Origin of the sequence: Paracoccus marinaquae (genome assembly GCF_018860165.1) — a bacterium.
Taxonomy (GTDB): Bacteria; Pseudomonadota; Alphaproteobacteria; order Rhodobacterales; family Rhodobacteraceae; genus Paracoccus; species Paracoccus marinaquae.
In genome coordinates this window covers 25853-40325 of the sequence record NZ_JAHKNG010000012.1, presented here as the reverse complement: position 1 = coordinate 40325, position 14473 = coordinate 25853, and the positions used below count along the sequence as shown (strand labels likewise).

The window sequence follows — 14473 nt, the reverse complement described above, 5'->3', positions numbered from 1 at the left end:
GGTTAAGTTTGTATTGTCGCAGCGCGCGCAAGGCGATGCAGGCAACGGAAACAACGCGATCAGGGGCGGTGAACATGGCGAAAGTGCTGGATGACGGGGCGGGCACCATCTTCGTGGGAGGCGGCGGCAGCGACCGCGCCGAGCCGCAGTCCCTGCTGCTGAAGTACGCCAACCGGCACGGGATGATCGCCGGGGCGACCGGGACCGGCAAGACGGTGACGCTGCAGACCCTTGCCGAAAGCCTGTCGCTGGCGGGGGTGCCGGTGGTCCTGTCGGATGTGAAGGGCGACTTGGCCGGCTTGTCGCGCGGCGGATCGCCCGAGGCCAAGCTGCACGCTCCCTTCCAGAAACGCGCCGAGCAGATCGGGATCGACCTGGACTATCAGCCCTTCCCGGTCACCTTCTGGGATGTCTGGGGCGAACAGGGCCACCCGGTCCGCACCACCCCGGCCGAGATGGGGCCGCTGCTGCTGTCGCGCCTGCTGGACCTGACCGACGCACAGGAGGGGGTGATGAACATCGCCTTCCGCGTCGCCGACGAGCAGGGGCTGGCATTGCTGGATCTGAAGGATCTGCAGGCGCTGCTGGTCTGGGTCGGCCAGAATGCCACCGATCTGCCGCTGCAATACGGCAATGTCAGCACCGCCAGCGTCGGCGCGATCCAGCGCGCGTTGCTGGTGCTGGAAAATCAGGGCGGCGATCACCTGTTCGGCGAGCCCGCGCTGGAACTGTCGGACATGATGCGGCAGGACGTATCGGGCAAGGGCATGGTGAACATTCTGGCCGCCGACCGGCTGATGAACTCGCCCCGGCTTTACGCCACCTTCCTGCTGTGGCTCTTGTCCGAGCTGTTCGAGCAGCTGCCCGAGGTGGGCGATCCCGACCGGCCGCGCATCGCCTTCTTCTTCGACGAATCGCATCTGCTGTTCGACGACGCCCCCAAGGCGCTGATCGACAAGGTGGAACAGGTGGCACGGCTGATCCGCTCGAAAGGGGTCAGCGTCTGGTTCATCAGCCAGAACCCGGCCGATATTCCCGAGGATATTCTTGGCCAGCTTGGCAACCGGGTTCAGCACGCGCTGCGCGCCTTCACCGCCAAGGACCAGAAGGCGCTGCGGCTGGCGGCCGAGAATTATCGCCCGAACCCGGATTTCGACATCGCCGAGGCGATCCAGGGCGTCGGCACCGGCGAGGCGGTCACCTCGCTGCTCGAGGCCAAGGGTGTGCCCGGAATCGCGCAGCGCACGCTGATCCGGCCGCCCCTCAGCCGCCTTGGCCCGGTCAGCCCGGCCGAGCGCAGCGAGACCATGAATGCCTCGCCGATGGCGGCGAAATACAACACCCGGCTGGAACGGGAATCGGCGCATGAGCTTCTTGCGCGCCGCGCGGAAGAAGCGGCCCGTGCCAGCGCCGAAGCCGAAAAGCAGGCCGATGCCGACGAGGCGCTGTTCGACATGAGCCGCGATGAATACCGCCAGGCGCGGCGCTATCAGCCGCGGGCCGAGGCGGCACCCCGCAGCAGGTCGGGGGGCCGGTCGTCGCGCAGCGACAGCGTTGTCGAAACCTTCGGCAAGAGCCTCGCCCGGCAGCTGGGCACGAAGTCGGGGCAGGCGCTGGTCAGGGGTGTGCTGGGATCGCTGTTCCGGGGGCGCTGATCCGCGCGCTTGAAGCCCGACCCGGGCGGGTGGCCGCCGGCTGCGGTGCCATCGCCACCGCCGCGCGCATCTCGGCCAGGATCGCGATCATCAGCAGGACATGGCGGCGAATGTCGTAATCGGCTGCGCGCTCGATCCGGGCCTCGTTCACGATCGCCTCTTCGGCGCGCAGGCGCGGCAGCACGACCCCCGGCGCCGGGCAGCGCTCGGCGCGCAGCAGCCGCGGCAGGTCGCGCTCGCGTCTCCAGCCGGCCTGCCCCTCGCGGGCGGCGCGGATCAGCGCGCCCGGGCGGCGCAGGCCGGTCCGCGGCGGGCGAGAGCGGAAGACGATCACATTGGGTATCGCGGTCATGGCAGTCGGTCCTCTTGGCTGTCGATGCTGGCAGCTTCACACAACCTTAACGGGTGTTGCCGATGGCCCGATTGCAGCGCGCGGAGAGACAGGGATTCTTTAGGGTTTGTTAGCGAATGTTGTCCCTATGTGCAGAAATTGCCCTGTTATCCACAGGGCGAAAACCAACCCAGGGTAGTTTTCTGCCGGACTGCCCGAGGACGACAAGGGACCTGACATGACCATATTGACCGGTGATTTCGCTATCGGGGCGGACGGCGCGGACCACCGATCAGGGAGTCCTGTGCCGACGGTCGCAAGGGCGGACCTGCCGGAAGACGCCCGGCTGTATCTTCGCCATGTCGAGGACGGAGAGACCATTCGTGCCTTGGCCCGCGAGGCCGGCTGCCATGCCTCGACGATCCTGCGCCGCATCCGGCGTTTCGAGGCGCGGCGCGACGATCCGCTGGTGGATGGCGCGCTGTCGGGCAGTGCGGATGCCGGCCCCGGCATCGACGACCGCGCGGCTGCGCGCATCCTGCGGCGGCTGGCCGAACCGGGCGCGGTGATGGCCTCGGCCGAGGGCATGGACAAGGCCATCGTCACCCGTGACGACATCCGCACCGCCATTCTCGACCGGACATTGGCCGAGACGATGGCGCTTCGGGGCTGGGTGGTCCAGATCGGTCGGGGCGGGCGGATCCAGCGTTATGGGATCGCGCCGGCCGGGCGCGAGGCCCTGCGCGGTCTGATGGGGGCGCAGCGGCGGCGGGCCGGGGTGCCACGGCCGGGCGATTTCAGCGATGCCCGTCCCGTCGCGGTCGCCGCAGCCGGTGGCATGGCCGAGGCGCCCGCCGCATTTGATCACGCCGACCGGCACCGGATCTGGCGGTTCAGGGTGATCGAGGATCCCGAGGATGGAAAGCGCCGTTCGGCCCGCGTGAACATCGCCGAAAGCCCGCTTCTGATGCTGGCGCGGCGGCGCGACGGGAACGGTCAGCCCTTCCTGACGCCCGGCATGGTGGCCGCGGGCGAAAGGCTGCGCGAGGATTTCGAACTGGCCCAGATAGGGCCAAGGACGACCCAGAACTGGGATCGGTTCATGACCGCGGGCGTCGATATTTCGCGTGGCGGTGGCGGCCATCGCGGCGGCTCGGAATCCGCCCGCGACCGGGTTGGCACCGCCCTGCGCGAACTGGGCCCCGGCATGGGCGATCTGGTCCTGCGGGTCTGCTGCTTCCTCGAGGGGATCGAGATGACCGAGCGTCGGCTGGGCTGGTCGGCGCGCTCGGGCAAGATCGTCCTGCGTCTGGCCCTGATGCGGCTTGAGCGTCACTATCTGGAAACCTACGGCGGCGGTTCTCCGCTGATCGGATAGACGGGCCGTCCACCATGCAGCGCCTGCCGCGACCCGGTGCTGCGGCAGGCGTTTCCATGCCCGGCAGTCGTCCTTCGCATTGATCTCGGGGCTTCGGCGGCGATAATGGCCTATCCGGATGTTTCGTGGTTTCGATCAGGCGCCCTTATGAATATCTCGCTGCGCCAGTTGCGCTATTTTCTTGCCCTTGCCGAGCAGGGACATTTCACGCGCGCGGCCGAAACCATCCATGTGACCCAGCCGGCCCTGTCGATGCAGATCCGCGCCCTGGAAGAGGAAGCCGGCGCCCGCCTGGTCGAACGCACGCCCGCGGGCATCGTGCTGACCCCGCGCGGCCGGGCCCTGGCCGAGCAGGCGCGTCAGGTCATGGCGGCGATGGCCGGGCTGGAACAGGGGCTGCGCCAGCCGGGGCAGGGCGGGCGGCTGATGCTGGGCATGATCCCGACCGTCGCCCCCTACCTGCTGCCCGAAGTGCTGCCGGTCCTGCGCGCGCGCGATATCGGCCGCGACATGCATCTGCGCGAGGCGCAGACCGACCGGCTGCTGGAGGAACTGGAGGGCGGCCGTCTTGATGCCGCGGTGGTGGCCACGCCGCCCGATGACGCGCGCATGGTGGCGGTGCCGCTGTTCACCGATCAGTTCCTCTTGGCTGGCAGCGAGGGGCGCATTGCCCAGTTTGCCGGTCGCGCCGAGACGCTGCGGCCGCAGGCGCTGGATCCGGCGCAGCTGCTGCTGCTGGACGAGGGGCATTGCCTGGGCGATCAGGCTCTGGAGGTCTGCGGGCTCAGCCGCCGTGGCAGCCGGCTGGATCTGGGGGCGGCCTCGCTGACGACGCTGTGCCGGCTGGCGGCACAGGGCATGGGGCTGACCTTCCTGCCCGAGATCGCCCGCGCCCAGGAGACGGCGGCGGCGCCGGGGCTGGCGGCGATGCGCTTTCCCGATCCTCAGCCGGCGCGGCAGGTCCTGCTGATGCGCCGCGCCTCGACGGCGGCCGATGGCTGGTTCGAGGAACTGGCCGAAACGCTGCGCGAGGCCGGGCGGCGGCTGACCGCCACCTGATCGGCCGGAACGACAAGGGCCGCCCGAGGGCGGCCCGTTCATTCGTATCGGCTCGGCTCGGGTTCAGGCCGGTTCGGCGATCCGGGCGTTCTGAAGCCAGTTCAGCACGGCTTCGGGCGAGGTCTCGCCATAGGGATCCTCGGGGCAGTTGTCGCAGCGCCCCGGTTCCTCGAACCAGGCCTCGACCACGCCGTCATTGACCACTGCGGCATAGCGCCAACTGCGCGCGCCAAAGCCCAGATTGTCCTTGCGCACCAGCATCCCGGCCTTGGCGGTGAATTCGCCCGAACCGTCCGGAATCACCCGCACGTTCGTCAGCTGCTGGGCCTTGGCCCACTGGTTCATGACGAAGCTGTCATTGACCGACATGCAATAGATCGCATCGATGCCCAGTTCGCGCATGCGCGCAAAGGCGTTTTCGAAACCGGGCAGTTGATAGGTCGAACAGGTCGGGGTGAAGGCGCCGGGCAGCGAGAACAGCACCACGCGCTTGCCCTTGAAATAATCGTCGCTGGTCACCGCCTGCCAGCGGAAGGGGTTCGATCCGCCGATCGCCTCATCGCGCACACGGGTCTGGAAGGTCACCTGGGGAATATTGTCGCCGATCTTCATCTTGCTCGTCCTTTCATCTGCGGTTTTCCTCCCCGTCGTCCTGGCCCTCGCTGCGGTGCAGCAGGGGGCATGTGCATGCAGCATGTTACGCAGCGTTGATCAAGGCCCGCTTTCGGATTAATTAGGGACAAACCCATCGATGGATCGGACATGACCGAGATGACACCTCCGCAGCCACCGCGCCTGCGCCACCCGGAAAAGGCCCACCGGGCCGATCAGGCGCAGCCAAGGAAGCCCGACTGGATTCGCGTCAAGGCGCCGACATCGGAGGGATACAAGCAGACGCGCGACATCCTGCGCGAGAACCGGCTGTCCACGGTCTGCGAAGAGGCCGGCTGCCCCAATGTCGGCGAATGCTGGAGCCAGGGCCACGCCACCATGATGATCATGGGCGAGATCTGCACCCGCGGCTGTTCCTTCTGCAATGTCATCACCGGCAAGCCCAATGCGCTGGACGTGTTCGAGCCGGGCCGCGTCGCCCATGCCGTCCAGAAGCTGGGGCTGAACCATGTCGTCATCACCAGCGTCGACCGCGACGATCTGGACGATGGCGGGGCCGAGCATTTCGCCCAGACGATTCGCGCGATCCGCCACCGCTCGCCGCAATCCACGATCGAGGTGCTGACGCCGGATTTCTTGAAGTCGAAACCGGGCGCGCTGGAATGCGTGGTCGAGGCCCGGCCCGACGTGTTCAACCACAATCTGGAAACCGTGCCCGGCCTCTATCCGTCGGTCCGTCCGGGCGCGCGCTATTTCCACTCGCTGCGGCTCTTGCAGCGGGTGAAGGAACTGGACCCGGCGATGTTCACCAAATCCGGCATCATGGTCGGGCTGGGCGAGGATCGTCAGGGCGTGCTGCAGGTCATGGATGACATGCGCGCCGCCGATATCGACTTCATGACCATCGGCCAGTACCTGCAGCCGACGCCCAAGCATCACCGGGTCGACCGCTTCGTGACGCCCGAGGAATTCGCCAGCTACGAGAAGGCGGCCTTCGGCAAGGGCTTCCTGATGGTCTCGGCGACGCCGCTGACCCGGTCCTCCTATCATGCGGGCGACGATTTCGCGCGGCTGCGCGCGGCACGGCTGGAGAAGCTGGGGCGAGCCTGACCGGCCCTCCTCGGCGCCCCCTTGCAAATCGACGCCGGGCGGCTTACCCGATGCTGTGAGGCCCGAGTGGCGGAATGGTAGACGCAGCGGATTCAAAATCCGCCGCCGCAAGGCATGTCGGTTCGAGTCCGACCTCGGGTACCAGCCTCGCATTCACGAGATTGCAGACGGTTCTGCGGCCAGATTCAGGTCTGGCCGGCGAAAGGATTTCGGCCATTGACCGGCCGCACAACCGGGGCAGGCGGCATCAGGCTGCCTCGGTTTGCCTCGCGCGGGTGATCTCTTCCTCGGTCAGCGGGCCGGGGAAATGGCAGGCGGTCAGGTGATCCTCGCCCATCAGCGCCGGCACCTGCTCGGCGCAGGCGGGTTGCGCGCGCGGGCAGCGGGTGCGGAACACGCAGCCGGAGGGCGGCGCCAGCGGTGAAGGCAGGTCGCCGGCCAGCGGCACCACGCTTTCCGCCACGTCGAAATCGGGATCGGGCACCGGCACCGCCGACAGCAGCGCCTGCGTATAGGGGTGCTGGGGCGCGGCATAAAGATCGTCCGAGGATGCGATCTCCATCACCTTGCCCAGATACAGCACCATCACCCGGTCGCTGATATGCTTCACCACCGACAGATCATGCGCGATGAAGACCAGCGCCAGACCCAGTTCGCGCTGCAACCGGATCAGCAGGTTGATGACCTGCGCCTGGATCGAGACATCCAGCGCCGAAACGGGTTCGTCGCAGATGATCAGCTTCGGCTCGACGATCAGGGCGCGGGCGATGCCGATGCGCTGACACTGGCCGCCGCTGAATTCATGCGGATAGCGGTTGATCTGGTTCGGCAGCAGCCCGACCTTCTGCATCATCGCCTTGACGCGATCCTTCACCTCGGCGCGGCCAAGGCCCGGATGATGCGTGGTCAGCGGCTCGGCGATGATCTGGCCGACGGTCATGCGCGGGTTCAGGCTGGCCAGCGGGTCCTGAAACACCATCTGGATATCGGCGCGGTATTTCATCATCTGCCGCGGGGTCAGGGCCAGCAGGTCGCGGCCGTCGATCCATTCGGCCTGGCCAGTCGCCGGAACAAGGCCGATCAGCGCGCGCGCCAGCGTCGATTTCCCGCAGCCGGATTCGCCCACCACCCCCAGCGTCTCGCCGGGGTTGAGGGTGAAATCGACGCCGCCAACCGCATGCAGCTGTCGCGGCGGGGTCCAGGGCAGGTCGCCCTCGCGCCGGATTTGGAAGGTCACGCGCAGGTCGCGCACATCAAGCAGGGGCTTCGTCGTCATGGCTTGTCCACCGTGCTGGGGGTTCCGGCCACGCCCGCGCCGGCAATGGCGGCGGCGGGGATGGCCTCGTCCTGTTCATCGGGGCTGGCGATGGCGGCCTCGTCCTCGGCCAGATGCACGGTTTCGCGATGCGCCAGCACGTCCTGCAGCGGCGCGAAACAGGCCCGCGCCCGGCCCTCGTCAAAGCCGTCCAGCGCCGGTTCGCGGGTCGCGCACTCGGCGCGGCGATAGGGGCAGCGCGGCTCGAAGGCGCAGCCGGCCGGCGGGCGGGTCATGTTCGGTGGCGAGCCGGGGATCGCCGCCAGTTCGTCGCCCTGATGATCGACGCGCGGGATCGCGGCCAGAAGGCCCTGCGTATAGGGATGGGCCGGTGCGGAAAACAGCGGGCCGACCGGGGCGCGTTCGCGGATGCGGCCGCCATACATGACCACGACCCGCTCGCACGAGCCGGCGACGACGCCCATGTCATGGGTGATCAGGATCATCGCCATGCCGAATTCCCGTTGCAGATCGGCCAGAAGCTGCATGATCTGCGCCTGCACCGTCACATCCAGCGCCGTCGTCGGTTCGTCCGCGATCAAAAGCCGCGGCTTGCACAGCAGCGCCATGGCGATCATCACCCGCTGCCGCATCCCGCCGGAAAATTCGTGCGGATAAAGCCGCACCCGGCCCTGCGCATCGGGGATCTTGACCGCGTCCAGCATGCGCACCGCCTCGGCCACCGCCTCGCGCTTGGTCATGCCCTTGTGCAGGGTCAGGACCTCGGCCATCTGGTCGGCGACCCGCATATAGGGGTTGAGCGAGGTCATCGGGTCCTGAAAGATCATCGCGATCTTTTCGGCCCGGATGCGGTTCATCAGCTTCGGCGGCGCGTTCAGGATTTCCTGCCCGTCGAAGCGGACGCTGCCGCTGGCCCGGCCGTTCCGCGCCAGAAGCCCCATCAGCGCGAAGGACAGCTGCGACTTGCCGCTGCCGGATTCGCCGACCACGCCCAGCGTCTCGCCCGGATCGACGGTCAGGTTCACGTCGTTGACCGCCCGCACCTCGCCGTCATTGGTCTGGAAGCGGACGGACAGATCGTTGATCTCAAGCAATGCCATCTCAGCGATCCTTCGGGTCGAGGGCGTCACGCAGACCGTCGCCGACGAAGAAAAAGCCGAACAGCGTGATGCAGAAGAAGAACAGCGGGAAGGCCAGTTGCCACAGCGTGCCATAGGACATGGTGCGCGCCCCTTCCGAGATCAGCGCCCCCCACGAGGTCAGGGGCTCCTGCACGCCGAGGCCCAGAAAGCTGATGAAGCTTTCGGTCAGGATCATCAGCGGCACCAGCAGCGTCGCATAGACCGCGACCACGCCCAGAAGGTTCGGCACGATATGGCGCAGGATGATGCGCCATGCCGGCACCCCGGTCGCCCGCGCCGCCTCGATGAATTCGCGGTTCTTCAGGCTCAGGGTCTGACCGCGCACGATGCGGCTCATGTCCAGCCACGAGATCAGGCCGATGCCCAGAAACAGCATCGCGATCGAGCGGCCGAACATCACCAGCAGCAGGATCAGCACGAACATGTAGGGGATCGCCATCAGGATATCGACGGCGCGCATCATCAGCTGGTCGGTGCGCCCGCCGACATAGCCCGCCGTCGCGCCGTAAAGCGTGCCCGCGATCACCGCGATGGCGGCGCCGACGATGCCGACCATCAAGGATATCTGCGTGCCCTGCACGGTGCGGGCGAACAGGTCGCGGCCCAGATCGTCGGTGCCGAAATAATGCCCGTTCTCGACCGAGGGCATGCCCATGGTCGCGACCTGTCCCATGACGTTGAAATCCAGATCCTCGTTCGACCAGGCGGCAAAGCGGTTGCCGAACAGCGCGAACAGCGCCACGAGGATCAGGATCACCAGCCCCGCCATGGCCGCCCTGTTGCGCAGGAAACGCTTGCGCGCATCGGCCCAAGGACTGCGGCCCTTGACCTCGTCCTCGGCCATGCGGGCGGCCAGCGATTGCATCTTGTCCTGCTGGATGACCATGGCTCAGTACCTGATCTTGGGGTCGATCCACGCATAGAGGATATCGACGATGAGGTTGAACAGGATGGTCAGCGCGCCGACGAGGATGGTCACCCCCATCATCACCGCGTAATCGCGGTTCAGCGCCGAATCGACGAAGGCCTTGCCGATCCCGCCGGTCGAGAAATAGATGTCGATCACCACCGAGCCGGTGATCATCGACACGAAGACCGGGCCCAGATAGCTGATCACCGGCAGCATGGCGGGCTTCAGCGCGTGGCGGATGATGACGCGATGTTCGGGCATGCCCTTGGCGCGGGCGGTGCGGATATGGTTCGAGCCCAGCACCTCCAGCATCGAGGAGCGGGTGATCCGCGCGATCGAGGCCATGTAGCTGGTCGCCAGCGCGATCACCGGCATGATCCAGAAGGTGGGGTCGGTAAAGCTCCAACCGCCGCCGGGCAGCAGCCGGTACCACAGCGTGAAGACCAGAACGAGGATCGGCGCCATGACGAAATTCGGCAGCACCTGGGCGCCGATGGAAATGCCGACCGCCAGATAGTCCAGCCAGCTGTTATGCCAGATCGCCGCGATCACCCCCAGCGAGACACCGGCCAGAATGGCGACGATGAAACTCAGCGTGCCATAGGTCAGCGTCACCGGAAAACCGCTGGCGATCAGTTCGTTCACCGTGCGGTCGGGATAGACGAAGCTGGGGCCGAAATCGAAATGCAGCACGATCCCGGTCAGATAGTTCCAGATCTGTTTCCACAGCGGATCGTTCAGCCCGTATTTTTCATTCAGATTGGCCAGCACCTGTGCCGGCAACTCGCGCTCCTGCGAAAACGGCCCGCCCGGCGCCAGATGCATCAGGATGAACGAGAAGATTATCAGCAGCAGCAGCGTCGGTATCGCTACTGCCAGGCGTCGCATGACAAATGCGAACATCGGCACAGCCTCCCTGCGGGACGGATCCGGTCCGTCTTGAGGAACCCGGAAGGGGACGGATGCCCCCTTCCGTCATCACAAAGCAAAGCGCCGCGTCACTCGGCGACGCGATACATGTCCTTGGCGTACCAGGTGCTCATCACGTTCTCGAGCGGCACGCCGCGCAGATCGGCATTGATCATCTGGGCCTGCGCATAGTGATAGGCCGGGGCCAGCGCCATGTCGCCGACGAGGATCTGCTCGGCCTGCTTGTAGAGATCGGCCGGGTTCTCGGCGGTCGCGGCATCGGCCAAGAGCTTGTCATAGTCGGCGTTGGAATACTTGCCCTGATTGTAGCCGCCCGAGCGGAAGTAATCGAGGAAGGTCGAGGCTTCGTTGTAATCGCCGCACCAGGCATAGCGGGCGACCTCGAAATCCTGATTGTTCAGCCGGTCGATATGCACCTTCCATTCGTAGTTGTTCAGCGTCACGTTGACGCCGATCGCCTTCCAGAACTGCTGGACCGCGATGGCCAGCTTCTTGTGGTCCTCGGAGGTGTTGTACTGGATCGTCAGGGTCAGCGGATTGTCGGGGCCGTAACCCGCCTCGGCCAGCAGGGCCTTGGCCTTTTCCATCCGCTCGGCCTGGCTCCAGCCGGCCATCTCGATCTCGGGCGCCTCGAAGCCCTCGATGGCCCAATGGGTCCAGTAATAGGCCGGCTTCTGGCCGCCCTGCAGGATCTTGTCGACGATGATGTCGCGGTCGATGGCATAGGACAGCGCCTGCCGCACGCGCAGATCCTTCAGCGCCTCGGGGCCCTTGTCCGACAGGTTGAACAGGTAGGAATAGGAACAGGCCCAGGGGGTCGAGACCGCCTGATCGGGATATTCCCCCTGCAGGCGCGGGAACTGGCCGGCGGGCAGGGTGTTCATCCAGTCGATCTCGCCCGCCAGATAGCGGGTCAGGGCGATGTTCTGGTCGTTGACGGTGACGAAGGTCACCTTGTCCATGACAGTATTGGCGGCGTCCCAGTAATTCTCGTTCTTCACCGCCGTCGCCTGCACGCCCAGCTCGTGGCTTTCCAGCACATAGGCGCCATTGCCGACCATCTTGCCGGGCTGGGTCCAGGCGTCGCCCTCGGCCTCGATCACCTTCTGCGGGGTGGGGTAGGTGGTGGCGTGGGACAGGGTTTTCAGGAAATAGGGCGTGGGCTTGATCAGCGTCACTTCCAGCGTCTTGTCGTCGAGGGCCTTGGCGCCCAGTTCTTCGGGCGCCTTCTCGCCGGCCACGATCTCGGCCGCGTTGACGATGTTCATCAGCTCGATGAACCAGGCATATTCCGAGGCCGTCGCCGGATTGGCCGCGCGCTGCCAGGCATAGACGAAATCGCCCGCGGTGACCGGATCGCCGTTCGACCATTTGGCGTCGCGCAGATGGAACGTATAGGTCAGCCCGTCCTCGCTGACCTCCCAGCTTTCGGCCGCGCCGGGGATCATCGCGCCCTTCGCGTCCTCGTTCAGCAGTCCCTCGAACAGCTGGCGGATCATGTCGGAATCCGTGCGCGACGAGGTGATCTGCGGATCCAGCGACTTGATGGCGTCGAGGATCCAGAAACTAAGTTCCTGATTTTCCGCCAGGTTATCGCCTTCGGCAGGCGTCGCCCCATGGCTTGGCAATGCAAGCACGATGGCCAGTGCCGTGGCGGTGGCAAGTCTGGTCATGGATATCCCTCCAGGTTGGATGGCCGGCGTCTCTGCGCCGCAATAGCACAAGCTTATTCCAACCGGCGCCATCGGCAAGGCCGTTTGCCGCTTTTCACCGCAAGGCTCATGTGAGACAGATGCGCGCCATGACGGAAGGCAGACATATCACGCTGGTCACCGGCGGCGCCCGATCGGGCAAATCGGCGCTGGCCGAGCGGCTGGTGGGGCGCCATGGGCAGCCGCGCCTCTACATCGCCACGGCACGGGCCGGGGACGACGAAATGTCGCAGAGAATTGCGGAACATCAGCGCCGTCGCGGCGATGGCTGGGTCACGCTGGAAGAGCCGGTGGCCCTGGAACAGGCCCTGCGCGAGACCGACGGGCAGGGGGTGCGGCTGGTCGATTGCCTGACCCTGTGGCTGGCCAATTGCCTGCAATCGGCGGATATCCGCTCACTGACCAAGGTCCTGCTTCACCAGCGCTCGCCGGTCGTTCTGGTCACCAATGAACTGGGGCAGGGAATCGTTCCGGGCAATGCGCTGGCGCGCGAATTCCGCGACCGGCACGGCTGGATGAACCAGGCCGTGGCAGAGGTCGCGGACGAGGTCTGGATGGCGGTCAGTGGCCAGCCCCTGCGCCTGAAACCTTCACGGGAAACGCCCGATGACATGCTTTGACGAAACCGCCGCGCAGGCGGCGCGCGCGCGGCAGGACAGCCTGACCAAGCCGCCCGGATCCCTCGGGCGGCTGGAGGAACTGGCGGTGTTTCTGGCCGGCTGGCAGGGCGGCGCGCCGCGGCTGGATCGCGCCCAGGCACTGGTCTTTGCCGGCAATCACGGCGTCGTCGCGCAGGGGGTGAACCCGTTCCCGGCCGAGGTGACGGCGCTGATGGTGCGGAATTTCCGCGCGGGCGGCGCGGCGATCAACCAGCTTTGCCGCGTGGCAGACGCCGATCTTTCGGTCGTGGCGCTGGATCTTGATCGGTCGACCGCCGATTTCACCCAAGGCCCGGCCATGGACGCGGCCGAGGTTGAGGCGGCAATGGCTGCAGGCGCCGAGGCGGTCGACGCCTCGGCAGATGTATTGATCCTGGGCGAGATGGGCATCGGCAATTCGACCGTGGCCGCGGTTCAGGCGGCATCGGTCCTTGGCGGCGGGGCCGAGGATTGGGTCGGACCCGGCACCGGGGCGACGGGCGGCATTCTGGCCAGAAAGCTGGGCGCCGTCGCGGCCGGGCTTGCCCGCCACGCCCCCCGAACCGCGCGGGACACGCTGGCCGCCTTTGGCGGGCGCGAACAGGCGGCGATCTGCGGCGCGGTGCTGCGGGCGCGGGACCTGCGGCTGCCGGTGATCCTCGACGGCTTCATCTGCTCGGCTGCGGCTGCGGTGCTGACGCGCGACGACCCGGGCGCGCTGGCCCATTGCCTGATCGGCCATGAAAGCGCCGAGCCGGGACATCGCCGGCTGATCGCCGCGCTGGAAATGAAGCCGGTCCTGTCGCTGGACATGCGCCTGGGCGAGGGATCGGGCGCGGCGGTGGCGCTGATGGTGCTGCGCGGCGCGGTCGCCTGTCACAATGGCATGGCCACCTTTGCCGAGGCCGGGATTGGCTAGGGCGAGGGAAAGGTGGCATCAGCTTCTGCTGGCGCTGGTCTTTCTGACCCGCCTGCCGCTGGGGCATCTGCTGCCGGCGCGGGTGCTGCCGCTGGCCGGCAGCACCTGGGCCTTTCCGCTGGCGGGGGCATTGGTCGGTGCCATGGCCGCGCTGCCGCTGCTGCTGCCCGGCCCGCCGCTGCTGCCGGCGGTGCTGTCGGTCGCGGTGGCGGTCTGGTTCACCGGCGCGCTGCACGAGGACGGTCTGGCCGATTTTGCCGATGCGGCCGGAGGCCGGAACCCCGAGGAGCGGTTGCGGATCATGCGCGATTCGCGGATCGGCAGCTTCGGGGCCATGGCGCTGATCCTGACCACGGCGCTGCGCATCGCGGCGCTGACGGTCGCCGGCCCCGCCGCACTGATCGCGGCCGCCGCCTGCGGGCGCGCGGGCAGCGTGCTGGCGATGGTGGCGCTGGTGCCGGCGCGCCCGGACGGGCTGGGCCGGGCGGCCGGGCGGCCATCGGGCGCGGCGTTGGGTGCCGCGCTGCTGATTGCGGCGCTGGTCTGCCTTCCGGCGGGACCGGCTGCCCTGCCGGCGGCACTGGCCGGGCTGGTCGCGGCACTTCTGCTGATGCACCGGGCACGGCGCCGGCTGGGCGGGCATAACGGCGATGTTCTGGGGGCCGTCTCGCTGGGCGTCGAGACCGCGATGCTGACCGCCTTTGCCCTGCTGATGTAACGTCAGCTCCGGCGAAATCCTTGACCGGTTCCGGGGCATCGCGCATACCCGGAAGCGCATGATAATCGGCCGGGGAAACCGGC

The 14473-nt window shown here is 67.1% G+C and carries 14 protein-coding genes and 1 tRNA gene; 8 read left to right on the top strand and 7 right to left on the bottom strand.

Translation table 11 applies throughout. The annotated features are described in order from the left end of the window. Window positions 1–74 precede the first annotated feature (74 nt). On the top strand, window positions 75–1655 hold the full coding sequence (locus KNW02_RS08905; RefSeq protein WP_216032916.1) for a helicase HerA-like domain-containing protein: 1581 nt from the start codon (window positions 75–77) through the stop codon (window positions 1653–1655). Here KNW02_RS08905 and KNW02_RS08900 read toward each other — a convergent pair. After that, window positions 1618–2007, bottom strand: coding sequence for a DUF6477 family protein (locus KNW02_RS08900; RefSeq protein WP_216032915.1), 390 nt, complete (start codon window positions 2005–2007; stop codon window positions 1618–1620). The two genes, KNW02_RS08905 and KNW02_RS08900, sit on opposite strands and share 38 nt — an antisense overlap. A gap of 217 nt (window positions 2008–2224) precedes the next feature. Here KNW02_RS08900 and KNW02_RS08895 point away from each other — a divergent pair, with 217 nt between their 5' ends. Together KNW02_RS08895 and KNW02_RS08890 are read left to right on the top strand one after the other, a co-directional pair. Continuing rightward, entirely contained in the window at window positions 2225–3364 is a 1140-nt protein-coding gene (locus KNW02_RS08895; RefSeq protein ID WP_216032914.1) for a DUF6456 domain-containing protein, read from the top strand. 147 nt (window positions 3365–3511) lie between these two features. Beyond that, on the top strand, window positions 3512–4423 hold the full coding sequence (locus KNW02_RS08890) for a hydrogen peroxide-inducible genes activator (protein WP_216032913.1): 912 nt from the start codon (window positions 3512–3514) through the stop codon (window positions 4421–4423). 63 nt (window positions 4424–4486) lie between these two features. On the opposite strand, the gene KNW02_RS08885 is transcribed toward KNW02_RS08890, so the two are convergent. Next, complete coding sequence (locus KNW02_RS08885) at window positions 4487–5035, bottom strand: peroxiredoxin (protein ID WP_216032912.1); 549 nt, start codon at window positions 5033–5035, stop codon at window positions 4487–4489. A 150-nt stretch (window positions 5036–5185) separates the two neighbouring features. Between KNW02_RS08885 and lipA the strand changes: the two genes are divergently transcribed. Together lipA and KNW02_RS08875 are read left to right on the top strand one after the other, a co-directional pair. Then, window positions 5186–6145, top strand: a complete 960-nt coding sequence (lipA, locus tag KNW02_RS08880; protein WP_216032911.1) for a lipoyl synthase — start codon at window positions 5186–5188, stop codon at window positions 6143–6145. Between the two features lie 60 nt (window positions 6146–6205). Next, a tRNA-Leu gene (locus tag KNW02_RS08875) sits at window positions 6206–6289 on the top strand. A gap of 103 nt (window positions 6290–6392) precedes the next feature. Here the strand turns inward: KNW02_RS08875 and KNW02_RS08870 are convergent. The 5 genes from KNW02_RS08870 to KNW02_RS08850 form a co-directional block, all read right to left on the bottom strand. Continuing rightward, on the bottom strand, window positions 6393–7421 hold the full coding sequence (locus KNW02_RS08870; RefSeq protein ID WP_216032910.1) for an oligopeptide/dipeptide ABC transporter ATP-binding protein: 1029 nt from the start codon (window positions 7419–7421) through the stop codon (window positions 6393–6395). Further along, on the bottom strand, window positions 7418–8521 hold the full coding sequence (locus KNW02_RS08865; RefSeq protein ID WP_216032909.1) for an oligopeptide/dipeptide ABC transporter ATP-binding protein: 1104 nt from the start codon (window positions 8519–8521) through the stop codon (window positions 7418–7420). The genes KNW02_RS08870 and KNW02_RS08865 overlap by 4 nt, the downstream gene beginning before the upstream one ends. 1 nt (window position 8522) lies before the next feature. After that, on the bottom strand, window positions 8523–9449 hold the full coding sequence (locus KNW02_RS08860) for an ABC transporter permease subunit (RefSeq protein ID WP_216032908.1): 927 nt from the start codon (window positions 9447–9449) through the stop codon (window positions 8523–8525). 3 nt (window positions 9450–9452) lie between these two features. After that, window positions 9453–10376 (bottom strand): oligopeptide ABC transporter permease OppB, encoded by a 924-nt coding sequence (oppB, locus tag KNW02_RS08855; protein ID WP_216032907.1) that lies wholly within the window; start codon window positions 10374–10376, stop codon window positions 9453–9455. A 95-nt stretch (window positions 10377–10471) separates the two neighbouring features. Further along, window positions 10472–12076 carry a peptide ABC transporter substrate-binding protein gene (locus KNW02_RS08850; RefSeq protein WP_216032906.1) on the bottom strand — a complete coding sequence of 535 codons (1605 nt, stop codon included), beginning with the start codon at window positions 12074–12076 and terminating at the stop codon, window positions 10472–10474. Between the two features lie 128 nt (window positions 12077–12204). On the opposite strand from KNW02_RS08850, the gene cobU reads away from it, so the two are divergent. The 3 genes from cobU to cobS are packed head-to-tail and all read left to right on the top strand — an operon-like array spanning window position 12205 to window position 14390. Next, entirely contained in the window at window positions 12205–12735 is a 531-nt protein-coding gene (gene cobU / locus KNW02_RS08845; RefSeq protein ID WP_216032905.1) for a bifunctional adenosylcobinamide kinase/adenosylcobinamide-phosphate guanylyltransferase, read from the top strand. Further along, entirely contained in the window at window positions 12722–13672 is a 951-nt protein-coding gene (cobT, locus tag KNW02_RS08840; RefSeq protein ID WP_216032904.1) for a nicotinate-nucleotide--dimethylbenzimidazole phosphoribosyltransferase, read from the top strand. The genes cobU and cobT overlap by 14 nt, the downstream gene beginning before the upstream one ends. Further along, on the top strand, window positions 13665–14390 hold the full coding sequence (gene cobS, locus KNW02_RS08835) for an adenosylcobinamide-GDP ribazoletransferase (protein WP_252733605.1): 726 nt from the start codon (window positions 13665–13667) through the stop codon (window positions 14388–14390). The genes cobT and cobS overlap by 8 nt, the downstream gene beginning before the upstream one ends. Window positions 14391–14473 lie beyond the last annotated feature (83 nt).